At 31.7% G+C, this 25,725-nt stretch carries 14 protein-coding genes, 1 tRNA gene and 3 pseudogenes; 7 read left to right on the plus strand and 11 right to left on the minus strand.

The features are described 5' to 3' along the window. Nucleotides 1-1,019: 1,019 nt before the first annotated feature. The 4 genes and pseudogenes from WBAF_RS02645 to WBAF_RS00375 all read right to left on the minus strand — a co-directional run. Nucleotides 1,020-1,531: pseudogene (locus tag WBAF_RS02645) on the minus strand (NAD(P)H-dependent glycerol-3-phosphate dehydrogenase); the annotation flags it as partial. A 69-nt stretch (nt 1,532-1,600) separates the two neighbouring features. Beyond that, nucleotides 1,601-1,843: a hypothetical protein gene (locus WBAF_RS02650; protein ID WP_439952278.1), complete on the minus strand. Its 243-nt coding sequence runs from the start codon at nt 1,841-1,843 to the stop codon at nt 1,601-1,603. Between the two features lie 94 nt (nt 1,844-1,937). Beyond that, nucleotides 1,938-2,078 carry a hypothetical protein gene (locus WBAF_RS00365; protein WP_172575475.1) on the minus strand — a complete coding sequence of 47 codons (141 nt, stop codon included), beginning with the start codon at nt 2,076-2,078 and terminating at the stop codon, nt 1,938-1,940. Between the two features lie 269 nt (nt 2,079-2,347). After that, a complete protein-coding gene (locus tag WBAF_RS00375; RefSeq protein ID WP_121463127.1) occupies nt 2,348-2,785 on the minus strand; it encodes a rhodanese-like domain-containing protein in 438 nt (145 codons plus the stop codon). A gap of 649 nt (nt 2,786-3,434) precedes the next feature. On the opposite strand from WBAF_RS00375, the pseudogene coaD reads away from it, so the two are divergent. After that, nucleotides 3,435-3,870: pseudogene (gene coaD / locus WBAF_RS00380) on the plus strand (pantetheine-phosphate adenylyltransferase). Nucleotides 3,871-3,927: 57 nt separating this feature from the next. On the opposite strand, the gene mutM reads toward coaD, so the two are convergent. Beyond that, a complete protein-coding gene (mutM, locus tag WBAF_RS00385) occupies nt 3,928-4,737 on the minus strand; it encodes a bifunctional DNA-formamidopyrimidine glycosylase/DNA-(apurinic or apyrimidinic site) lyase (RefSeq protein ID WP_121463128.1) in 810 nt (269 codons plus the stop codon). A 1,345-nt stretch (nt 4,738-6,082) separates the two neighbouring features. Here mutM and WBAF_RS00390 point away from each other — a divergent pair. Beyond that, nucleotides 6,083-7,303 carry a multifunctional CCA addition/repair protein gene (locus WBAF_RS00390; RefSeq protein ID WP_121463130.1) on the plus strand — a complete coding sequence of 407 codons (1,221 nt, stop codon included), beginning with the start codon at nt 6,083-6,085 and terminating at the stop codon, nt 7,301-7,303. Between the two features lie 24 nt (nt 7,304-7,327). Here the strand turns inward: WBAF_RS00390 and folB are convergent, their stop codons facing one another. Both folB and tsaD read right to left on the minus strand, forming a co-directional pair. Then, nucleotides 7,328-7,684 carry a bifunctional dihydroneopterin aldolase/7,8-dihydroneopterin epimerase gene (gene folB, locus WBAF_RS00395; protein WP_121463131.1) on the minus strand — a complete coding sequence of 119 codons (357 nt, stop codon included), beginning with the start codon at nt 7,682-7,684 and terminating at the stop codon, nt 7,328-7,330. Nucleotides 7,685-8,120: 436 nt separating this feature from the next. Continuing rightward, on the minus strand, nt 8,121-9,143 hold the full coding sequence (gene tsaD / locus WBAF_RS00400) for a tRNA (adenosine(37)-N6)-threonylcarbamoyltransferase complex transferase subunit TsaD (RefSeq protein ID WP_121463132.1): 1,023 nt from the start codon (nt 9,141-9,143) through the stop codon (nt 8,121-8,123). Nucleotides 9,144-9,464: 321 nt separating this feature from the next. Here tsaD and rpsU point away from each other — a divergent pair, with 321 nt between their 5' ends. The 3 genes from rpsU (at nt 9,465) to rpoD (ending at nt 13,571) form a co-directional block, all read left to right on the plus strand. Further along, nucleotides 9,465-9,680 carry a 30S ribosomal protein S21 gene (gene rpsU / locus WBAF_RS00405; protein ID WP_121463133.1) on the plus strand — a complete coding sequence of 72 codons (216 nt, stop codon included), beginning with the start codon at nt 9,465-9,467 and terminating at the stop codon, nt 9,678-9,680. A 120-nt stretch (nt 9,681-9,800) separates the two neighbouring features. Further along, complete coding sequence (gene dnaG, locus WBAF_RS00410; RefSeq protein ID WP_121463134.1) at nt 9,801-11,540, plus strand: DNA primase; 1,740 nt, start codon at nt 9,801-9,803, stop codon at nt 11,538-11,540. A gap of 183 nt (nt 11,541-11,723) precedes the next feature. After that, nucleotides 11,724-13,571: an RNA polymerase sigma factor RpoD gene (rpoD, locus tag WBAF_RS00415; RefSeq protein WP_121463135.1), complete on the plus strand. Its 1,848-nt coding sequence runs from the start codon at nt 11,724-11,726 to the stop codon at nt 13,569-13,571. Nucleotides 13,572-13,752: 181 nt separating this feature from the next. Here rpoD and WBAF_RS00420 read toward each other — a convergent pair. The 3 genes and pseudogenes from WBAF_RS00420 to WBAF_RS00430 form a co-directional block, all read right to left on the minus strand. Further along, nucleotides 13,753-13,828: transfer RNA gene (locus WBAF_RS00420), tRNA-Ile, on the minus strand. Nucleotides 13,829-15,604: 1,776 nt separating this feature from the next. Beyond that, a pseudogene (metG, locus tag WBAF_RS00425) lies at nt 15,605-17,204 on the minus strand (methionine--tRNA ligase); the annotation flags it as partial. Between the two features lie 703 nt (nt 17,205-17,907). Beyond that, nucleotides 17,908-19,449: a TerC family protein gene (locus WBAF_RS00430; protein WP_121463136.1), complete on the minus strand. Its 1,542-nt coding sequence runs from the start codon at nt 19,447-19,449 to the stop codon at nt 17,908-17,910. A gap of 234 nt (nt 19,450-19,683) precedes the next feature. Here WBAF_RS00430 and gnd point away from each other — a divergent pair, with 234 nt between their 5' ends. Continuing rightward, nucleotides 19,684-21,102: an NADP-dependent phosphogluconate dehydrogenase gene (gene gnd, locus WBAF_RS00435; protein WP_121463137.1), complete on the plus strand. Its 1,419-nt coding sequence runs from the start codon at nt 19,684-19,686 to the stop codon at nt 21,100-21,102. Nucleotides 21,103-22,076: 974 nt separating this feature from the next. Beyond that, a complete protein-coding gene (proS, locus tag WBAF_RS00440; RefSeq protein WP_121463138.1) occupies nt 22,077-23,792 on the plus strand; it encodes a proline--tRNA ligase in 1,716 nt (571 codons plus the stop codon). Between the two features lie 502 nt (nt 23,793-24,294). Here the strand turns inward: proS and tilS are convergent. After that, nucleotides 24,295-25,638, minus strand: a complete 1,344-nt coding sequence (gene tilS, locus WBAF_RS00445) for a tRNA lysidine(34) synthetase TilS (RefSeq protein WP_121463457.1) — start codon at nt 25,636-25,638, stop codon at nt 24,295-24,297. Nucleotides 25,639-25,725 lie beyond the last annotated feature (87 nt).

Below are 25,725 nucleotides of genomic sequence, written 5' to 3' on the forward strand. Positions count from 1 at the left end.
CTAGTTAGAAAAATTTATTTATTGAATTTAGCATAAAATCTACCTAAAATTACTTGGATTAGGAAATTAGAAATTATTACATAGTTACTACTATATTTAGATAGAACATTAGTACCATACTTACTCTATATATAATAAAAATACAAAAAAGAAAGTTATATTTTTAAAAATATTGCTATTTGTTATAAAAATAAATTAAGATATTGTAATGACTTAATATAATATCTTTATAAAAATTAGTATTTAGTTAATTATATGGTTTATCTATTCAAGTCTAATAATACTATAAAATATACAGCATATATTTATGATATTAATCAATTAGTGATGAAATATAATAATTATATTTATATTAAATAAAGTTGAAACCTATTTCATATTATTTTTATAGAATAAATTTATAATATCGGCATCTTGTAAGATAACATAATATGATTACATTTTAAGTTTTATTATCTAGATATAAAAATAAAAAACTTCAATTTTTGCATAAATATTTAAATAAATACTACAATTAAACCACAATGAAATAATATTAGTTAATATATGTGGATTTAACATAAAAGTTAAATAAAACTTTATCCTTTTAGAAAAAGTGCGCATCCTAATATTATAAATTGTTTAATCTGAAGTAAAAGTATTGGTTCTAAATTATGAATTGAAATATTATACAAATATGTAGATACTGATAACCCCAATATAGCTGAATAGTTTAATAAATTACTAATAATGATATTTTTAAAAGTGATAATTTATATATTTTTTCATTAGTATCTTGAATAATCTCTCGAACAACAATCTATGGCATAATCAGAGTAACTAACGTATTTACTAGAATATAACTTAAGTAATTACTAAGATTATAATATTAAAATAATTTAGAATGAAAAAAATAGCTAATATTGGTTAACAATTGGCTAAAATTTTACCTTCTGGCTTTATTATCGTTCATGTTCCTATCGGACATATTAAAACTCTAATATTTAAAATAATTAAGAAGCATGTGGATCATTTAGTCTTTAAGTAATGTGCAGGCAGCTTACGTTTTTATTTCCGTATAAAACCTGATATATTTGCTCAGTAATTGGCATTTCTACACCAACACGTTGCGCTAACGCACGGACTTTCTTAGTATTTAAGTAACCTTAAACCAACCGACCAATCTGTTTTTCAGCTTCTTTAATCTGCATGCCTTGGCCAAGTATAATGCCAAATCGACGGTTACGAGATTGATTATCAGTACATGTAAAAACTAAATCCCCTAAGCCAGCCATACCCATACATAAATGTAGAGGTTTTAGCACCCATCGCATATTTCAGCTAATCCACTGGTTATCAACGCTATGCGAGCATTCGCTCCAAATCGCATACCATTACCACAATGGAAAATTTGCGGCAGCTCTTCACTAAATTCTGTATTAGAAGCTGCTACCGTAATGGCAGTAAGTAAGCAGGCCGCCAGTTATTTGGTAAATTTTGGCCAGTAAATAACAGCCAGAGGAATTTTATCTCCGATAGTGTCTCGGGCAACGGCAAGAGACGACCAGTAAGTACCCTTTATTGTTGTGTTAAGTAAGGTTGAATATTTTAAAATATTTGATTAAAAGCATAGCTTGGAACGACGATCAATATATTGTGAGTTTATTGCTATCTTAAGAGAAACTTCAGGTAATAAATTGTTTGGTAATAGAACGTTGGGTAAAAATGCTTGGTTGCAGCAGTCTTGTTGTAATTTTAAAATATGGCGCCAAAGTAAAACCAGATGACCATTCCTGGCAAGTGTAATGGCTAATGCGGTGCCATAAAAACCGGCACCAATAACTGTCATCGAAACAGTGTTCATTAAGCTTCCTGATGATTGGCATAATTTTAAGTTTTAGTAGTATACGGTTGTAGATATTTCATAAACAATGCATCAAAATTAATAGGTACTAAGTTTAGCTAAGGAAAAGTTCTACGGCTAAATCAATTGGTAATACATTCACGTGTATAGGTAAACAAAATATTTTGGCAATCATCGCATCAACAATGATATATTTGGCTTTCTTTAATCCCATCAATAGAGAAAATGCCGGCATGTGGCACTTCGCACATGAAAGCAATTTGATCAGCCCAGCTAGTAGTAACAGTAAAGCATAAGATAACTGTATAAATCTAATTTAATTTCTGATTGGAACTATTGCTGAAAAATATTAGCAGCCCTTGGGGTTTAAAATTAAAAAATTTTAGGATAAATATCGCTGAATACTAGCGCTTCATAACTTTTTTCTGATATAATGTTAATTACCCTATCGATGTACTTATAATATTTAATGATATAAATATCATTACTGATACGTACGACGAATTACTTTTTGTAGCTAGCTAAAGGTAAATTTTCGCTAGACCAGCCGGTAATTCCTTCTTTTAGAATAAAAACACGTTTAAAACCATATTGTAATAGTTGTTTAGAAGACTTAGATGCTTCTATGCCATTAGCTGAGACAACAATAATTGGTTTTTGATGATGTTTTTCCAATTCTCTAATATTATTGTCATTAATTTCTAATGTAGTCAGGTTGATTGAATCAATAATGTGTCCTTTACAGAAATCTTCACGGGAACGTAAATCAAGAGTTATCGCTTCTTCTTTATTAATCAATTGTATTGCTTGGGTACAGGTAATGTTTTTTGTTTTGGCAAACAGGCTATTAAAGGTTAAGATAATTACAGCGCTCAACAAAGCGATCCATGCAAGACTTAGTATTGGATGTATGCTAATAAATTTAATTATTTCTGGCATCATGCAGAGTAACTACTCCTGTGGTTAATAATAGATAGATCTTAGTATACAAAGTATACCTTTAGTTATTTTATAATTCATTATATAAAAAAGCAAAAATATTTACTAATTATAGTAATTGGCCAAATTTTACAATTATATTGTTTTAGGAGGCTGAAACAATATTAATAATACTAAAAAATATGAATATGAATTTAATCTTAATACTTTTGCTCTACTAAAAAATTCTTGTGTCGTTATTTTTTTTTGCTATTTTTGGCTAGACATCCATTACTATCATCAATATTATTAATTATAATAAAATAAAATTAAGAAATATATTATCATATAGAGTAAAAAAATATATAAGTTTTAAACAGCAGCAATATGATAAACCCCGTTTACTTAATAAATTTTTAAATAGGGGGGAAATATTGATAATGCTGGGCGTGGCATTATACAAAGCAAGTAAAAAACTTTATTAGCCAAACAGCACGCTGCTAGTTTTTGATTAGGTCAGCAAAAAGAGATTGAATTATTATTTAAAGATGAACAAGAACAACAATAAGAACGTATTTATTCTACACCTATTATGGATACTGAATGAAGCAATAAAGCAAACCATTATTAAATTGCAGCAAATATATCACACTCGCTGAACAAAAATAACAGAATTAATAAAAGCAATTACCCTAGTACTTTTGATCCTATCACTTACGCTAACTTGGATATTATAAAGCGCGCGGCCTTAATATTTAAACAAGTAATATTAGCAGTTGCTAATAGCTAGCGTAAAAATCTAATGTTTACCCTCAATGAACGTATTTTCTTTGCTAAAGAACAGAAAAAAAATCTAACCAATGTTGAAGTAATCTTATTTTGTGAGCGTACTGGAAATTTTGCGCAAAAACACCAAGCTAATATTTTGATTAGAGGTATAAGATCTGTATCTGATTTTGAATATGAATGTCAATTAGCCAATATGAATTGCTATCTAATGGCTGAACTGGAAACCATACTTTTGTTCTATGAAGTTAGAGTTTATTTCTTCTTCTTTAATTAAAGAAGTTGCTATCCATAGTGGTGATATTTTACATTTTTTACCATAACCAATCGCAAAAAAATTTTTTTAAAAATGGCACAATAAAAATAAGTTATACCTAAGTTTATTTTTGACAGTTATGACAAAAAAAAGTACTGCGTTGCCCTATTTTTATAGATTGAATCAGTTGACCACAATGTAAACAAGGTTTACCTTTTTTACCATAAATAAACAGTTGTTGAGCAAAATATCCTGGTTCTCCGTCTGACTGAAAAAAATCTTTTAATGTTGTTCCACCCCGTTCTATTGAACATTGAAGAACTTGTTTAATATTAATCACTAAATTACTAATCTCTTTTTTAGTTAACGAATAAGCTGCTCTAGTTGGCATAATTTTAGAGGCGAATAATGATTCATTAGCATAAATATTGCCTACACCAACCACGATTTTATTATCCATTAAACAAGGTTTAATAGCTATTTTTTTATTTTTTGCTCGTTGGTAAAGATAATTGGCATTAAAATCTATAGAAAGTGGCTCTGGTCCTAAATGAGAAAGTACAGAGCAATTATTTAGATCATCAGTCCATAACCAGGCACCAAAACGCCTAGGATCAGTATAACGCAATGTTATACCATTGGAAAAAATTAAGTCAATATGATCGTGTTTTTCGGCTAACTGTTCCTTTGTTAAGATACGGATACTGCCTGACATACCTAAATGGATGATTATCCAACCATGCTGAAGCTGAATAAGTAAATATTTAGCACGCCGTTTAACACTAATTACCGATTGATTAGTGATATATAAAATTTCTGGTGCTACCGGCCAACGTAATTTACTATTGCGTACTATGCTATATTCTATTTTATTACCAACTAGGTAAGGTTCAATTCCACGTCGGCTGGCTTCAACTTCAGGTAGTTCTGGCATAGATATGTTAATTATGTAACTAATAATTAATATTAATATATACTAATGAATAAGGTTATCTATATAATTAATAAAAACTTTAATTTACTCTTTTATTGGAATTTAGAGATATTCATTTAATTTACTATTATTTTTTCTTTAATTAAAGAGACAAAGCTTTTTTTCAGTATATTTAAGAATAATTTTTTTTTATCTTTAATATTTTTTATTATAGCAATGCTATATTTATTAAATATCTCTAAAAATGTTAACACTTCATTAACGTTTATTAATAATGTTGAAATATATTGATAAATATCATTAGGTTATGATGACGTTATCCGCATTTTAACATAGATATATTTAAATATTGATTACCCCTGATTAGTTACTTTATAGCTATATAAAGATATAAAAAATAAAATCTTATTTTTATATATTTCTGTTATTATTGTTTAACTATCAGGAAATTAAAACAAGGTATTTAGTTATATATTACGGGAATATTCATTATATTGTGTGTAGTAAAAAAGAAATAAAATTACCTAACCTTACTGTTATTGACATTAGTATATTACTATTTATTTTTGCCAAATTAAATAAAAGTAAGTTTGATAAATTATTTTATCAATTAAACCAGACAAATAGTAGTAATAGGTATAAATCGCCAGATTTAGCATTAGATTTGATTAAAAATCATCCTATAATAGGTTATGACTAACAATTTTTTTATAAAAATTATAATAATATGCTAGTTATATGTACTTTGATAAAATGTTTTTCAAAGGGTTTAGCGAAGAATCCATCTTCGTCCTTATTTATTTTAACTTATTTTACGATTACACACATACTACCATTAGTTAAATAAACATAGTATTATTGCTTCAATAGGGTTGGTTCCCAACTTATAAAAATAAAGAATCAAGTGTTAGGTATCAGCAAATGTAGAGATAAAAATCGACTAAAATTGCTAAACTGCTGGAGTATTTTTCCAGAAAACTGGCTAATTAGGTCAGTGCACAACTACATCATAAACACTCTAATATTTTGATATATAAGCTGGCTATTAGCTTCCATCGACTGAACTATAAATAATATAACGTAGACAGAAACTGATTATTTATAACATCAACGACCTTATGGCCTAAACCTAATAAAATACATGGCTTAAAAAAAAATCGCGTTAGGTGTGCATAGCTATAACTAGGGTATTTGATATCATAAAAAACCGGATAGATTCAATAAAGCTTACCATACATCTAAATTAGTGTTACAATGATGTAGGTGAACATAGGTTCTGTATGAAACTAGCAGTGTAGGTTTTATTTTGGGGTTATTATTACTAACAACGTAAAAAAAAAATACCATGCAGATTTATCTTGTTGGTGGCGCAGTAAGAGATCAGCTATTAGGATTACCTATTTATGATCGTGACTGGGTGGTGGTCGGGGCTACTTCGGATGATTTAATAAAATTAGGGTTCCAGCAAGTAGGTAAGGATTTTCCTGTTTTTCTACATCCAAAAACACGTGAAGAGTATGCTTTAGCTCGTACAGAACGCAAAACTGATGTAGGGTATACAGGCTTTTCCTGCTATACTGCACCTGATGTAATTATTGAAGAAGATCTATTACGTAGAGATCTTACTATCAATGCCATCGCCCAAACTGAAGATGGACAACTGATTGATCCTTACCATGGTGAACAAGATATAAAAAAACGTCTATTACGCCATGTTTCAGCGGCTTTTACAGAAGATCCTTTACGAATACTAAGAGTGGCTCGTTTTGCTGCTAGATTGACGAATAAAAAATTTACTATTACTAACGAAACACAATCATTAATAAAAAAAATGGTTTTTAACCAGGAGCTTAGTACAATTAGAGCAGAAAGAGTATGGGTAGAAACAAAAAAAGCACTGCAATCATCTTCGCCTCAAATATATTTTCGTACCTTATACGATTGTGGCGCACTATCTATTCTTTTTCCTGAGATTAATCAATTATTTAGTATATCCGCAGCAACCAGATCAGAGCCAAAAATAGATACTGGAATAAACCTGTTTTTAACCTTAAAAATAGCGGCATCATTAACCAACAATCTCGAAACTCGCTTTGCTGCTCTCTGCCATGACTTTAGTAAAGCACTAATTCCATCTGAACAATGGACCCAGCATGAAGATAATGCTAGCAGGAGTATTTTGCTAATTGAAACCATGTGCAATAGACTCGGTATTCCTAAGAGAATGAAAGATTTAGCTAAATTAATGGCCCGTTTTTATCAGCAAATCCACAAAATTAATCAGTTGACACCTGAAACTGTGATTAACCTATTTAATCAATTAGATTGTTGGAGGAAACCAGAGCGTATCAATCAACTAGTTATCGCCTGTGAAGCAGATGCCCGCAGCCGGATAGGCCTAGATCATATTAATTATCCACAAGCTAAATTTGCTATTGAAGCATTTAAGACAGTACAACAAGTATCAAGTAAAAATCTTATTGAACAAGGTATTAAAGGTATCATAATTAAGAATAATCTAATTAGAAAACGTATAAAGAAATTAACTGAATGGTGGCCGGAATAAAATATTTTACAGATTTCAACTAACTTAAATATATTTTATTCGCTCTATAATCACACCAACCTGTTTTGCCTGTTCCACCGCTCCTGGTTTACAAACTTTCACTCGTACCCAACAACTATAAAACTGATTTAAAATAAGATCTGCAACCTCTTGAGCAACCCGTTCTATCAATGCAAATTTTTTTGTTTCTATATGTTGAATTACCATTTGGCTAATCATAGCATAATCTACACAATATTCCACTTGATCACTTTTAGCTGCGCGCTGATTATCACATCCAATCTCAATATCAAGTAATAGTTTCTGTTGGATAGTTTGTTCCCAATCATACACACCAATAGTTGTGAATACTAATAACCGTTCAATAAATACAATATCCATTTATTCTTATCTCATTTTAAAATTGTGATAAAGAATCACGTTTAAGATACTTATATATTTTAATTAGAAAAAATAGCCAACTAATCACACATTTTACTAAAATGTGCAGTAATAAAAAATTTAAAATAATCCACCATCTGTTTGTTTATTTAACAGACTGGGCGCAAATAAGAATTTTATAAAAATAAAATTCTTCTTAAAAAGTTTAGTTAAAAATGTCTTGCTTATTTGGAGTAATAATTAACATAGGTTATCTTAACCTATGTAGTTTAATATCCAGCACCATTTTTATCTGCTGCTTTATACTTTATATGTCTTCCTAACTAAAAATGAAGAAAAAAGCAAAAACAAATAAAGAAATTATTTAATGTACTAAAAAGCAAGAAAAAAAATAATTAATTACTGTCTAAATTTTTATATTTTAAGTATATTTATGTCAAGTGGTTGTTAGTGGTGATAAATCTGCTAGTGACCAACGTGCTTTAACGTTGATATCTAGACTACAACTTACGCCATTTTTTAAACGAATCATACCAGCTAACGCTATCATTGCACCATTATCAGTACAAAATTCTGGTCTAGCATAAAAAACTTGACCACCAATTTTTGTTATAGATTCTGCCATTTTAAGACGTAAGGGACGATTGGCACTTACACCACCTGCAATAACCAAACGCTTATATCCAGTTTTTTCTAAAGCTCGTTTACATTTAATAACTAATGTATCAACAACAGCATCTTCAAATGCCCGAGCAATATCAGCAGCAGTTTGTTGATCCATACTATTACTACGAATAATATTAGCAGCAAAAGTTTTTAAACCTGAAAAACTAAAATCCAATCCTGGTCGATTTGTCATCGGACGAGGAAAAACAAAACGACTAGCCTGTCCCTGTTGAGCTATCAATGATAGTGCCGGCCCGCCCGGATAATCTAAGCCTAATAATTTTGCTGTCTTATCAAAAGCTTCACCAGCAGCATCATCAATTGATTCACCTAATAACTGATATTTACCAATCTCCATTACATTAATTAGCTGAGTATGACCACCAGATACTAATAAAGCGACAAAAGGACATTTAGGACTTTTTTCTTCTAGCATTGGCGCCAGTAAATGACCTTCCATATGATGGATAGGGATAGATGGTACTCGCCAGGCAAATGCTAATGAACGCCCGATTGTTGCTCCAACTAATAAAGCTCCAATTAAACCAGGACCCTCGGTATAAGCAACAGCATCAATATCACCACCTGTTAAACCTGCTTCTTGTACTACTGTTCTAATTAAAGGAATTGTTTTACTAATATGATCGCGAGAAGCTAATTCAGGGACCACACCGCCATAATTAGCATGCACTTTTACCTGACTATATAATTGATTAGCTAATAAACCTACTTGATCATCATAAATAGCGATCCCAGTTTCATCACAAGATGTCTCTATACCTAAAACACGCATATATTATTACTCACCACGTTATGCTAACAACGTTAGTTTGTTACTATTAATGTAAACAAGATACAACTTATCAGTAAATAAATAACTTTATATATATATGAATTAAATAAGTTACTATTAATATAGTAATTTGTATAATTTATCTATTTTCATTAGAATGAATATGATAAATATTTTTATTATAAATAATATGATTATTTTATGCGTTTAGTTTTTATACAAAACTTTACAAAACCCTACATATTAAAGTAAAATTAAGCATCTTTTTAAAATACAGCTGGGTGTTGACAGCAAAAAACAATTTTTTGAGGTGAAAGGCACATGCCGGTAATTAAAGTACGTGAAAACGAGCTATTTGACGTAGCACTACGTCGTTTTAAGCGTTCTTGCGAAAAAGCAGGGATATTAGCTGAAGTGCGCCGTCGCGAGTTCTATGAGAAACCAACGACTGTACGTAAACGTGAAAAAGCATCAGCAGTAAAGCGCCATGCTAAAAAACTAACTCGCGAAAACGCGCGTCGTACTCGTTTGTACTAATTGCTATGATTCAATAATTGTAGTAATTATACAGCAGTTATTTAGTGATTACAAATGCTGTGCTTTCCAAACAGCAAAGCGCTACTTGCTCTTTTTCATCCTTTCATAAAAGATGAGTTTATGGCTAGACAAATTCCTAGTACATTTATTAATGATTTATTGGCTAGAACAGATATTGTTGATCTTATTAATAATAAAGTGCCGCTAAAAAAAAAAGGTAAGAACCATCAGGCGTGTTGTCCATTTCATAATGAAAAAAATCCCTCATTTACAGTTAATAGTAATAAACAATTTTATCACTGTTTTGGCTGTGGTGCACATGGGAATGCCATTGATTTTATAATGAATTATGACAAGCTTGATTTTATCGAAACAGTTGAAGAACTGGCTACCGTGCACGGACTGGAAATTCCTTGTGAACCAGGTAATAGTTCAAAAAAAATTGAGCGTCATCAGCGACAAAATCTTTATCAATTAATGGATAATATTAATCAGTTTTATCAACATTCATTAAATAAATTAAGCTCACAGAAGGCAAAACAATATTTAATACAACGCAGCTTAAATGATGAAGTTATTCATCGTTTTTCTATCGGGTTTGCACCAACTGGTTGGGACAACCTACTCAATCATTTCGCTAAACGTGCTAATAGCCATAAACAGCTAGATGCTGCTGGTATGTTAGTTATAACTAATAATGGTCATACTTACGATCGCTTTCGTGAACGCATAATGTTTCCAATCAGAGATTGGAGGGGACGAGTTGTAGCATTTGGTGGGCGCGTTTTAAATAATAAGTTACCAAAATATCTCAATTCGCCAGAAACTGAGATTTTTCATAAAGGCCGGCAATTATATGGCTTATATGAAGCAACACAAAATAATCTAGCACTTTCTAAACTATTAGTTGTAGAAGGTTATATGGATGTTGTCGCTATGGCACAGTTTGGCATTCATTATGCCGTAGCATCATTAGGTACATCAATAACTGCAGAGCATATCCAGTTGCTTTTTCGAACAACAGATACGGTTATTTGTTGTTATGATGGGGATAAAGCAGGTCGTGAAGCATCATGGCGAATGCTTGAAACGGCGCTTCCCTATTTAAGGGATGGTCGCCAGTTACAATTTATGTTTTTACCTGATGGGGATGATCCTGATTCACTGATACGTAAAGAAGGTAAAACAAATTTTGAACAACTAATGGATAAATCACACTCTTTATCTACATTTTTATTTGATACATTAGTTGCACAAGTTGATTTAGGCAGTCATGAAGGTAAAGCAAAATTGAATCGTCTTGCCATACCTTTAATTAAAAAAGTGCCTGGTGATACTTTACAGTTATATTTAGCACAAAAATTGGGTAATTTTATTGGTATTCCTGATACTTCACGTATTTTACGCATAATCGAAAAAGAATCTGCTGAAAAAAAAAATTATCAAATACCCAAAATTAAACCAACAACAATGCGAATATTAATTGCATTATTAGTACAAAACCCCAATTTTGTCAGCCTAATTCCTACTCTTGATGCGGTTAAGCACTTAAAATTACCAGGATTAACGCTGTTTTTAGAATTAGTTGAACTTTGTCAATCTAACCTTGGCATAAATACTGGTCAATTATTGGAATGCTATCGTAATAATAAATTTGTTAAGCAACTTGAAAAACTTGCCACTTGGAACGATATAAAGATAGAAGAGATAGCAAAAAAAATGTTTAAAGATACCTTGGAACATTTATTTATTACCGCGCTTGATGAAAGGTTTGTATCTCTGATGGCAAAAGAGCGAACAGAAGGGTTAACCAGTGAAGAACGTAAAGAGGTTCATTTAATTACTATTTCAAGAAAATAGTAATCCTGAAATATTGAAAAACATCCGGCTTAAGTGGCGGAAATGTAGAGCAACCGCCTGTAAGTAACCATGATATAAAGAGCATCACACATGAAATAATTACATTTAATTTAATTTTATTGTTGGCTGACTTGTTTTAACCGACCAACACAAACCAAAATTATAAAGTGTGGATACAATTTTATGGAGCAAAATCCCCAGTCACAGCTGAAGCTACTAGTTACCAGAGGTAAAGAGCAAGGCTACCTAACCTATGCTGAGGTAAACGACCATCTGCCGGAAGATATAGTTGATTCAGATCAAATAGAAGATATCATACAAATGATTAATGATATGGGCATTCAAGTGATGGAAGATGCGCCTGATGCCGACGATCTTATTCTAGCAGAAACAGCAACTGATACTGACGATGATGCAGTTGAGGCTGCTACCCAAGTATTATCTAGTGTTGAAAGTGAAATAGGCCACACAACAGATCCTGTGCGGATGTATATGCGTGAAATGGGCACCGTAGAACTGCTAAATCGTGAAGGCGAAATTAACATAGCTAAACGCATAGAAGATGGCATTAATCAGGTTCAGTGTTCTGTTGCCGAATATCCTGATGCTATAGCTTATATATTAGATCAATACGAGCGTGTTGAAAAAGGTAAAACCCGCCTATCTGATGTTATTACCGGTTTTGTTGATCCAAACACTGAAGATGATTTAGCAACAACAGCACCGCATATAGGTTCAGTTTTAACGGAAGAAACTCTAAATGATGAAGAAAGTGAAGATAAAGATGAAAACGACCATAGTGACAACAGTGATGAAAACAATGTAGATCCAGAACTAGCTAGGCAAAAATTTTCAGAGCTACGTGATCAATATGAACGTACGTCCGTTGAAATAAAAAAAAACGGCCGTGACCATGCTAATTCAATAGCAGAAATAGAGAAGTTATCCGAAATTTTTAAACAGTTTCGTTTAGTACCAAAACAGTTTGATTATTTAGTGAACAATATGCGAGATATGATGGATTGTGTTCGCTATCAAGAATGTAGCATCATGAAACTCTGTATTGAACAATGCAAAATGCCAAAGAAAAACTTCATTACCTTATTCTCTGGTAATGAAGCCAATACCAATTGGTTAACTACGGCAAAAACAATGAATAAACCCTGGTCTAAAAAATTATTTGAAGTAGAAGAAGATATACAACGCTCTTTGCAAAAATTACAACAGGTTGAAGAAGAGACCGGTTTAATCATTGAACAGTTAAAAGATATTAACCGCCGTATGTCTATTGGTGAAGCAAAAGCTCGTCGAGCGAAAAAAGAGATGGTTGAAGCTAACTTACGATTAGTTATCTCTATTGCTAAAAAATATACCAATCGTGGCCTTCAATTTCCTGATCTTATACAGGAAGGCAACATTGGTCTAATGAAAGCTGTTGATAAATTTGAATACCGTCGTGGGTATAAATTTTCAACTTATGCAACCTGGTGGATCAGACAAGCAATCACACGCTCAATTGCTGATCAAGCTCGCACTATCCGTATCCCAGTGCACATGATCGAAACGATAAACAAACTAAACCGTATTTCTCGACAAATGTTACAGGAAATGGGCCGTGAACCATCACCTGAAGAGTTAGCAGAACGCATGTTAATGCCTGAGGATAAAATACGTAAAGTACTAAAAATTGCCAAAGAGCCTATTTCTATGGAAACGCCTATTGGCGATGATGAAGATTCACATCTTAGTGATTTCATTGAAGATACTACTATAGAGCTACCATTAGACTCTGCTACCTCAGAAAGTCTAAGATCAACAACCCATGAAGTTCTGGCTAGCCTAACTACCCGTGAGGCAAAAGTTCTACGCATGCGCTTTGGTATTGATATGAATACAGATCACACACTAGAGGAAGTTGGTAAACAGTTTGATGTTACCCGCGAACGAATAAGACAAATTGAAGCAAAAGCGTTACGTAAACTACGTCATCCAAGCCGTTCAGAAGTTTTACGTAGTTTCCTAGATGAATAAAACACTTATTTACTCTTTAGCAGAGTAAAAAACACCTATAGATACTTTTTTATTGATAATTATTGCTAACTAAAAATAAAATTATTAAATTATATAATATGCAAAAAAAACTAAAATCTATGGATAATATCAAAACCAAATACTATCAGTATAGTATTAAAGCGGCTATGATAAAATCATTTGGTGGCCCCTGCTGGATTTGAACCAGCGACCAAGCGATTATGAGTCGCCTGCTCTAACCACTGAGCCAAGGGGCCAATGTGAGATGCATTATACCTGCTGTTTTTGTGTTGGTCTAGTATTTAGAATAAATCATATGCTAATTTTATTAGTAAAATTAATAATTTTACGGTAGAAAATTTATTGATTAACTATTTAAATACACGGTAAATTATTAATAATTTATTGATAAATTTGCATTCAAAAGTTAACAACTCATATATTAAAATATCAACTAACTCATTAATAAATATTTGAAAATCTTCTTCTTATAAGAAGAAAAAGTATTTTAAAAATAAAGACTTTAATATTATTCAGGTAACTTGATTGATCAAAATATCTTTATGAAAGAGTAAAATATTTATTTATTAAATACTGACCTCTAAACCAGACTTTTATAAGTAATTTATTAAAGCAAGACATATTTATCAAAATTTTGGTCTAAAAAAACAAAATTATCCCAATTAATTAAAGAAAATTTTAAAACCGCAAAATTTTAAAAATAGAAATTGAATAATAAAAGCTAAAATTCTTACCTTGATTTATTCTCCAATAGGTTACTAAGGTTTTTAACAATGGTTAATTTTTTTTACTAAAATAACCTAAAGTAGCAAGCCGATACCTAGCGTCAACATCATAAATAATATAAAATTATTATTAATAATAAAATATTAAAACGTTAACCTTAACCTGCAATTTGTACCTGAATATCGAAAGTATAAAATATAGGTTTTACATTTTCCAGTTCACGAGCTAATTAATTAGCGAAAATAATATCGCACTGAGCTTTAAAATTGGATAAATCAATGATTACGTTAGAGTAAAAGAAATAGATTTATTGTAAAACTAGTTCATAAACCACTACTTAGATTCACTTAGCTTTAATAAACTTCATTACAACTTTGCACTGCAAATAATAGGAAATTATCCTAACCTACTTATCATCACTAATCGATAAACAACTTTATGTATTTTGACTAATAATTATCTTATTTATCTACTGTTTATCACTATCCTAGGTATTAAAATTAGATTTACGATGAATACAATACCATGTTAGGCAACAATATAATAATTAATGGACTAATAATGCACGAGAGAAAATATAGGGATAATTTGTTGCCTAAATTTATAATAATAATTAATTATACATACTTTAATTAGAATAAATATAGATATCATATTTTTTAGTAATAAATAACAGCAAAAATATATCCAGTAGATAAGTGTGATCTAGATTATTAACAACCTAAACAAGACCCACATACCAATTCTGCTACCTAGCAGAAAAAAAGGAAGTCAAGTTGATATTAGGGTTCCTATTCTTAGGCAAAATAAATAACTAAAAAAGCGAGTAAAGATTACTAACTAATATAACGAATATTTTGTAAAAAATATAATACCAGTAGTTATAATAAAACAGACTAATAATATAATTAGCTTAATTCATTTGCTAGTATGGTATGGTCAGGTCACTAGGATTAGCCATTTTTATTTAATGTATTAATATATTTTAATTCCATAACTGGTTTAGCACGAACATCTGAACTTAATAGAAAAAGATATTTGTTACCAAAACCAGCGGCTAATCCCATTACTTTGGAAATACTAAACCAAATTTTTAAAAATTAAGCAGCTTATCGAAGCCTTTGAATCAATCAGCTTACTTAAAACACTCATAACTATACTTTATTAAAGTTATCAAAGCTGATTACATTATAGATATAATTTTCTGAGTTTCGTTGATTAGCCATAGTTTGTACTGTTATATTTTTGCTAAATAGCTAACATAGAAGTTACATTGTTTATTTCAACTCGCTGGAATAATATTTTAAACGGCTTAATTTCATGATTTAACAAAGGATAGCTAATTTCATCCCAGTTTAGTGAAATATTTAAAAAAGTTTCTGTCCGGCCAGTGAGGCCGGATAATATCGGTTTTAAATAAGTCATTAGCACACGAAATAAATTAATCCCCATAGAACAGATATCATGTAAATCTTGTTCGCAACCTTCTTGTCTAGCAACTACCCAAGGGGCTTGCTCATCGATATAACGATTAGCTAGATCGGCAAGTAGCATAATTTCCCGAATCGCCTTATTGTATTCACGATGATAAAATTGCTGACCAATTTTGTCTGCTGCAGCAATAAATTGCTGGTAAAGTAGCGGATCTGCAAGACGTGACGATAACTTACAATGAAACCGTTTATTAATAAATCCGACATTGCGAGCCGCAAGGTTGACTACTTTATTAACGATGTCGCTATTTACCCGTTGAACAAAATCTTCTAAGTTAAGATCTATATCATCAATACTGGAAGAAAGCTTAGCGGCATAATAATAACGTAAACAATCAGCATCCAACTGATTTAAATAGGCGCGAGCGGTAATGAAAGTACCTCGTGATTTGGATATTTTTGCACCATTAACAGTTATATAACCGTGAACAAAAATATTAGTAGGCTTACGGTAACCAATACCATCTAATATTGCTGGCCAAAATAAACTATGAAAATACACAATATCTTTACCGATAAAGTGGTAAAGGTCTACTGCAGAATCTTTGTGCCAATAACTATTGAAATCAATATTAGGCTGCTTATCACATAGATTTTTGAATGTACCAATATAACCAATTGGTGCGTCTAACCAGACGTAAAAATATTTACCATGCTCATTAGGAATTTCAAAACCAAAGTAAGGGGCATCACGAGTAATATCCCATTGCTGTAACCCAGCATCAAACCACTCTTGTATTTTATTCGATACTTGTGGTTGCAAAGCACCTGAGCGCGTCCAAGTTTGCAACATATAACTAAATGCTGGTAAATCAAAGAAAAAATGCTCTGTTTCACGCATTTCAGGCGTTGCACCAGAGATCACAGAGTGAGGATTGATAAGTTCTGTTGGGTTATAAATAGCACTACAGACCTCACAATTATCACCGTATTGATCAGCAGCTTGGCATTTTGGGCAAATCCCTTTAACAAAGCGATCAGGTAGAAACATACCTTTTTTAGGATCATAAAGCTGCGAAATTATTTTTTTTTTAACATAGCCATTATTTTTTAGTGTTAAATATATTTGTTCAGATAATATTTTATTTTCAATACTATGAGTGGAATGGTAGTTATCATAACTAATGGCAAAATCAGAAAGATCGTGTTGATGTTCCTGATTTACTTGACTAATCATCTCCTCAGGAGATATACCTAATTGCTGAGCTTTTAGCATAATTGGTGTACCATGGGCATCATCCGCACAAATAAAGTAAACCTGTTTACCGCGCATTCGTTGATAACGAACCCAAATATCAGCCTGAATATGCTCTAACATATGTCCAATGTGTATTGAACCGTTAGCATAAGGTAACGCACAGGTTACCAAAATTTTTTTAGATACTTGAGACATAATTAGGATCTAATTCCCATAAAAATGGAATAATACTTTAATGTTAACTAATTCTGTTTTTTACGTCTAGGCCTGAACATGACTAATATATAATTATTTTATAGTTATTTTACTTGATAAGCGTCGTTTTTATTATCTATTTATATTTAAAAGTAACTGCGATGAATTTAAAATTCTTCCAAAACATAAAACTAGAACAGTTACCTCAGCAAGTTACTGAGGTTTAAGACCTATTTTATCATACGATACTGTAAAATAGTCTTAGTAAATTAAAGGTTATTATATCATTAATCATTACTCTATGATATTTTGCTAATTTAATTAGTTATAACTTTTATCTAGGTAACACCACTACATTAAGTAGTATTAATAATAGATGCTAGAATCAATTATTAATGTTAGTTCAGGTTGGCAAATAAACCATGACAGTAAATTTAGCGTTGATATTAGCGCAATAATAATAAGTTTATTAATAAACTTTAAAATTAGTAATTACTTCACAGATTATATGGTAAGTAAAATTTTTACAGGATCAACTGAATTTTGAAAAATTGCATAGTAATGAATTTTAATTGCAAGTTAGAAAAGCACTAGATAGTTAGTTATAAAAATAAGTTAAATCAAAAAATTAGTGTTAGATTAATATTAACAAAAAATTTTATTATTTATTTTAAGCAAATACCTGGTTTAATATCATTTTTAGCTAGTTGCAGGGGAGGGGGATAATCAATACCTTTTTAAGGCGGTGGCGGGTGACTTCTAACGGTTCAAAAATCCAATTTTCAATTTTAATATGTTCACCAATAACAGGCATTCGTTGTAAACGTTCCATTAATAATCCGGCAATCGTCTCATATTCACGTTTTTCATCAAGCATAATTGGCACATAAAAGATCAAGTCTGCTAAAGGCATAAAGCCATTAGCAATCCAACAGCTATCCTCTAATTGTTGAATATCATGGCGAGAATGCACCTCTTCTTGACTAATTGGCATATTACCAGCAATAGTTTCCATAATATCAGTCAAAGTAACAATTCCTTCTACAGAGCCAAATTCATCCACAATAAAGGAAAAATGAGTATGAGCTTTACGAAATTGCTCTAATGCTCGAAGTAGGGATAACCCTTCATGAAAAATAAGTGGTTGAGTAATTAGCTCATGTAAGTTAAGTTGTTGATTTTTTAATTGTTGATTTAATATATCAATAACGGGTATAATCCCAACAGGATCATAGCTTATCGATTCATCTGTAACAACAAGACGAGTATGGGGTGTTTTTTCTAACAGCGAAAGTAGCTTATCTGCAGGCTTGTTGATATCAAAATATTCAACATCATGACGAGAAGTCATAATGCTACTAACATTACGTTTAGCGAATCCTAGTAAACGAACTATCATTTGTATTTCTTTATTATCATAGATAAAATCAGATGTGAGATAATCTAATTCAGCACGTTCATGTTGACCATCTAAAACTAGCAGTGCTGCACAAGCAGTTATTTCTCGTAGAGATTTAGTTTCTTTTAAAAAACGACGTCGGTTAAATAATGCAAATTGATTAAAAGATTCGATCATAATAGAGAACCCAATAACAGCGTATAAATAGCCTTTCGGTATCAAATAACCAAATCCTTCAGCCACTAAGCTGAAACCAATCATAAGTAAAAAACTGAGACAGAGAATAACAATAGTTGGATGAGTATTAATGAATATAGTCAATAGTTTACTAGAAATGATCATCAAGATCATAGCAATAGTAACAGATGCGATCATCATACCAATGTGTTCAACCATACCAACGGCAGTTATTACTGAATCAAGTGAAAAAATAGCATCTAATACAATAATTAGTAATACTACAGTCCAAAATTTCGCCGTTTTGTGGTGGTGTTTGCCAGATTGTTCATATTTACCTTCTAACCGTTCATTAAGTTCCATAGTTACTTTAAAAAGCAAAAAAAGACCACCAACGAGCATTAGAATATCCCGCACACTAAATAGGTGACCCCAAATGCTAATGATAGGATTGGTTAACGAAACCAGTAAAGTAAGACTAAACAATAAAATAATACGTATGAATAGTGCGCATGTTAAACCAGTTATTCTTGCTTTGTTACGTAATTTAGCCGGTAATTTATCAGCTAATATAGCTATAAAAATTAAATTATCAATGCCAAGCACAATTTCAAGTACAATAAGAGTAAGAAGCCCAGCCCACATCGTAGGATCAAAGATCCATCCCATAAAATTTATTTTACCTTATAATATGACAGCTTATGCCGACTATTAGAATAATGGTCACTTTGAACAAAAATTTCAATATAACCCAGGGTAAAAAATAGTTTTTAGCCTAAATATCGTATTGTAAAAAAACATAGAATAACTATCAACAAACCATATAGTAAGTTAATATACCAAACTGTAAAAATATATTTACTCGTTAACTGTAGACAATAAATTATCAAATAGGGTGGTTTTATGTCAAAACAACAAATTGGTGTAGTTGGTATGGCGATTATGGGACGTAATTTAGCGCTCAATATTGAAAGCAGAGGTTATTCTGTTTCAATTTTTAATCGTTCTAAAGAAAAAACCGATGAAGTGATAGCAGAAAATCAAGGTAGAAAATTAATTCCTTGTCATACAATTAAAGAATTTGTTGATTCATTAGAAACACCGCATCGTATTTTATTAATGGTAAAAGCTGGTGAGGCTACAGATAAAACCATAACCTCCTTGACACCTTATCTGAATAAGGGTGATATCCTAATAGATGGTGGTAATACTTATTTCAAGGATACTATCAGACGTCATCAAGAACTTTCAGCGCAAGGATTTCACTTTATTGGAACTGGCTTTTCTGGTGGTGAAGAAGGTGCATTAAAAGGACCATCTATCATGCCAGGTGGAAAGAAACAAGCTTATGACTTGGTGGCGCCTATATTTAAAAAAATTGCAGCTAAGGCCGATGGTGAACCATGTGTAAGCTATATTGGTCCTGATGGTGCAGGGCATTATATAAAAATGGTACATAATGGAATCGAGTATGGTGATATGCAGCTCATTGCTGAAGTTTATTCAATACTTAAAAATACATTAAAATTAAATAATGAAGAATTAGCTGATATTTTTACTGAATGGAATAAAGGTGAATTAAGTAGTTATCTAATCAAAATTACGGCTGATATTCTTCGGAAGAAAGAAGAAAAAACTGATAATTATTTAATTGATGTAATATTAGATAAAGCAGCTAATAAAGGAACTGGAAAATGGACCATTCAAAGTGCTTTAGACTTAGAAGTACCTATTACACTTATTACAGAATCAGTATTGGTACGTTATCTCTCATTTTTAAAAGAGCAGCGAGTAGCAGCAGCAAAAATCCTATCTGGACCAGTTGTTAACACATTTAAAGGAGATAAGTCGGAATTTTTTGAAAAAGTTTATCGTGCACTTTATTTAGGGAAAATAGTTTCCTACGCTCAAGGTTTTCAACAACTAAAAGCAGCATCAGATGAATATCAATGGCAACTAAATTATGGTGAAATAGCTAAAATTTTCCGTGCTGGTTGCATTATTCGGGCGCAATTTTTGCAAAAAATTACCGATGCGTATATCCAAAATCCATCTTTAGCAAACTTAATGTTAGCTCCTTATTTTAGGAATATTACTGACAAATATCAGCAATCATTACGAGATATTGTTTGTTTTGGTATACAAAATGGTATTCCATTACCCACGCTTACGGCAGCAATTTCTTATTATGATAGTTATCGCTCTGCTGTTTTACCAGCAAATTTAATTCAGGCACAACGTGATTATTTTGGTGCTCACACTTATACAAGGATTGATAAGGAGGGGACTTTTCATACTGCATGGTTAGAAAAAAAAGAGTAGCTAAACTGATATAAAATCATATTATATGGTTTTTATCATTAACGTTAAAGGCCATCTTTATTCGCTTTGCATTAGTTCCGGTAGACATATTTATTGGCTGCTATCTTTTAATATTAATTAAATCTATATTCAAAAACAAATAGATTTATACTTTATATTTTATATGGTAATTATATATTTCAAATAAATTTATTTTTTGTTTGATAAAATTAACAACAACTAACTATGAGTAAATTACTATTATTTTAATACAGCAGAGGTTTATTAACCCTTAGGCAGCAGGGAATAGTATAAAAGATCAATTAAATAGTTATCTAATCAAAATTACGGTGGATATTATTCGGAAGAAAGAAGAAAAAACTGATAATTATTAAATTTATATCATATTAGATGAAGCCACTAATAAAAGAAATGGAAAATTGACCATTATAAGTGGTTTATACTTAGAAGTATCTATTACACCAGAATCAGTATTGGTACGTTATCTCTTATTTTTAAAAGAGCAGCTTAATCATACTGCTGTAAAAGTTATACAATAAATAATGTTAAATTTAACGTTATTGGGGTGATTGATATAATTACCTTTTAAAAAATTTACCATTACCCAAACAACCAGCCATAACTGATTATTGCCACAGTTAGCCTATTTTCACCTTATAATCATCCTGATGCTATTCGCTGATTAGAAAAATTTAGCCATATTAGGGTAATTTTTATTTTTCATCAGCTGAATCCTTAACAAAATTTGCCTTAGCTACACAATAAAACAGAAAAATATACGCTGTTCATCTTCTTGATTTTAACATTCAATTACGGATTTCAGCAAATATAACTGTAGTTCTTACTTTAGATATACTAAACAATTAAGTTATATCTTTAGATATTAGCAAGGCGCTGGTATACTAGAAGATAATTTTGTTTTAATATTTGGTTAATACCAACTAGAAGTAATTCTTTGTTCATGGAAGCTAATAATGCGTACAAGCCAATATCTTCTCTCTACTTTAAAAGAAATTCCTGCTGACGCTGACGCTATCAGTCATAAACTGATGCTTCGGGCAGGCATGATCCGTAAACTTGCTTCAGGGCTATATGACTGGCTACCAACCGGTGTCCGTGTACTGCGCAAAGTTGAAAACATTATTCGTGAAGAAATGAATCGTGTTGGGGCAATAGAAATTTCCTTGCCTATAGTTCAGCCAGCTGATATATGGCAAGAAAGTGGGCGCTGGGAGCAATATGGCCCAGAATTGCTTCGTTTTGTTGATCGTAGCGAGCGCCCTTTTGTGTTGGGCCCTACTCATGAAGAAGTAATTACCGATCTTATTCGTAACGAAGTTACTTCTTATAAACAGCTGCCTTTGAACCTTTATCAAATCAAAACAAAATTTCGTGACGAAGTAAGGCCACGTTTTGGTGTGATGCGCTCCCGTGAATTTATTATGAAAGACTCTTATTCTTTTCACACAGACCAAAACTCTCTACAAAAAACCTACGATACAATGTATAAGGCATATAGTACAATATTTAACCGTATTGGCTTCAATTTTAGGGCAGTTCAAGCAGATACTGGTTCTATTGGAGGTAATGCTTCTCATGAATTTCAAGTATTAGCTGATAGTGGTGAAGATAATATTGTTTTTTCTACAGCTTCAGATTATGCTGCCAATATTGAACTAGCAGAAGCGATTTGTATTAAGAAAGAACTTGCTGCACCAACTGAAGATATGCATCTCATTGATACCAATGACGCAAAAACAAGGGCTGATCTCGTTGATCAACAGAATTTACCTCTGGAAAAAACAGTTAAAACTTTAATTGTAAGTGCAACAAAAGATAGTGGTCATCAGTTTGTTGCCTTATTGATCCGAGGTGATCACAAATTAAATAAGATCAAAGCAGAAAAACATCCTCTGGTCGAGAGTCCCATGAGTTTAGCAACAGAAGAAGAAATACGTGTCATATTGAAAGTAGACCCTAGTTCATTAGGCCCAGTTAACTTGCCAATACCGGTAATTATTGACCACAGCGTAGCTGTGATGAGTGATTTTAGTGCAGGCGCAAATATTGATCATAAACGATATGATGGTATCAATTGGCACCGGGATCTACCATTACCGGACGTTTATGATCTACGCAATGTCGTCGAAGGACATGCCAGCCCAGATGGCAAAGGAATTATACAAATCAAACGTGGGATTGAAGTTGGTCATATTTTTCAACTAGGAACCAAATATTCTAAAGCAATGAAGGCCAGCATTAAAAATGAAGATGGTCATAATCAAACGGTAACGATGGGATGTTATGGTATTGGTATCACCAGGATTGTAGCAGCTGCTATTGAACAAAGCCATGATGATAAAGGAATTATTTGGCATGATGCGATTGCACCTTTTCAAGTTGCTATATTGCCAATAAATATGTATAAATCCTATCGTGTCAAAGAAGTAGCCGAAAAGCTTTACTATGATTTACAAGCAAATAGTATTGATGTAATTTTTGATGATCGCAAAGAACGGCCTGGTGTGATGTTTGCTGATATCGAACTTATTGGAATACCTCATATTATAGTTATCGGTGATCGTAATTTAGATAACAACAAGGTTGAATATAAACAGCGCCGCTATAATGAAAAAGAATTTATTGATCTTGCTGAGATAGTTGATTTGCTGAAAATCAAACTTAACTAATCCTAATCATAGCAAATAATAACAAAATACTAGCTAAAAATAACTGGTAATTTTATATGACCAATTTTAAAATCAGCAATTTATCAAATTTAATAGCGCCAATCTGAATAAATTAACATTTATTAGTAAATGGTTAACACTCAACTCCGAGATATACTAGATTACCCTCTTAAATACCGGTTGAAGCTACATTAATCGTTATTTTTGTCCGGATTTACTAGATCTAATATATCATTTAACTAAATTTTCAAAAATCTATTCATAAAATAGATTTAATCTAATAATATTAAGTCATTTTAAGCTAATTATTTTAGCTAGTTAAACCAGATTTAAAACTATTTATTAGTTTTCGCAATAAATATTAACCAGCATTATAAAGATTTTTTTTGGTTGAAAAAGTATGCTACTATTATGTGCATAATTACAAATATTAAAAGTAAGCAAATAACCACTACTTAATAACAGTGGCGAAAGATTATTTCTAAAGATACAATAATAACCCTTACTTGTAAGATACTGGGTTTTTATACGATATCCATTTTATTTTCAATTCTGGTTGCCCTTGAATACATTTACCTGATTGAGTAATAAATACACCAACAGCCGCTATAAGTTCATCATTGTAATAAATCAAAGGCGTTCTCTCCCTTAACCAAGGCGCAATCCCTAACTCCTGCCAAAGCTTTTTACTCCGTCTAGCGTATTGGCGACCAATAATTTTAATATTTCCTTTTAATCCAAATCTAATAGTTACCTTCTCTTTTGGTAATGGAGCACGAAATCCAATTCCTTTATCTGTGATCATTAGCACACCTAAGTTATCTGGCAGTTTAATGGTAGCAGGCAGCTGCCACGCTAAACAAATTTTAGTTAGATCCTTAAATTGTGGAAGCAACCAAAGCTGTTGTTTAAAACGCCGGATAACATTATTATTATCTAATATAAATTTAGGCTCAGCATCTCGACGTGCACAGATAACATCTTGCCAAATATGTTTTAATTGAACACGAGAAGGCATCAAAATAAGATGTAACCTCAACCAACGACGTAATATTGCATTACGTTTAATTTCTGAATAACTTGATAAAGTATCAAGCTGTAAGGCTCCTTCAGCAGTTATTAGCTGAGATAAATAATCTTGTAGTAATTCACTTAGTAAAGCTTCTTGTTCCGCACATAAACTGGCACTTCTTGCTACTGCTAGCGCAAAATGTGGCCAACGTCGGTTAAAATGCGGCATTATGGTTAAACGTAAAAAATTACGATCATAGTTCTGATCTTTATTACTATAGTCTTCTATCCAAGACAGCTCTTTTTTTTTAGCATAAACAACTAATTGCTGACGTCTAAATGATAATAGAGGTCTAATTAAATAGGTATCAGCAAAAGGAATAGATGTTGGCATAGCAGATAAACCTGTTGGCCCACTCCCCCGTTTTAATGCTAATAAAAAAGTTTCTGCTTGATCATCTAAATGTTGGGCAGTAATAATAATTTCATCTTGTAATAATATTTCACGAAACACTTGATATCGTGCATACCTAGCCGCTGCTTCTATCCCTTTTTTAGTTGGATCTATGTAAACATGCTTTAAGTAAAACTCTACTTGCCAGTCGAAAGAAACTTTCCGGCAATGGATAGCCCAATCATCCGCATTATCATTAAGGCCATGATGAATATAAACAGCACGTATGTTAAGGTTTGGCACTATGGTTTGACGTAATGACACTAGAGCATGTAATAAAACTGTTGAATCTAGTCCACCACTAAACCCTAACAACATTCTGCGTTTAGAGCCGATGTTTTTTATAATTTGGTTTAGTAATGCAGCTTCATCAACATCCATAACCATAAGTATTATTACTACCTCTCTAGGTAATTATTTATTGTTATATTTTCTACTCATAATAAAATGGAATTAATAGTTATTTCA

Origin of the sequence: Arsenophonus endosymbiont of Aleurodicus dispersus (genome assembly GCF_900343015.1) — a bacterium.
Classification (GTDB): domain Bacteria; phylum Pseudomonadota; class Gammaproteobacteria; order Enterobacterales; family Enterobacteriaceae; genus Arsenophonus.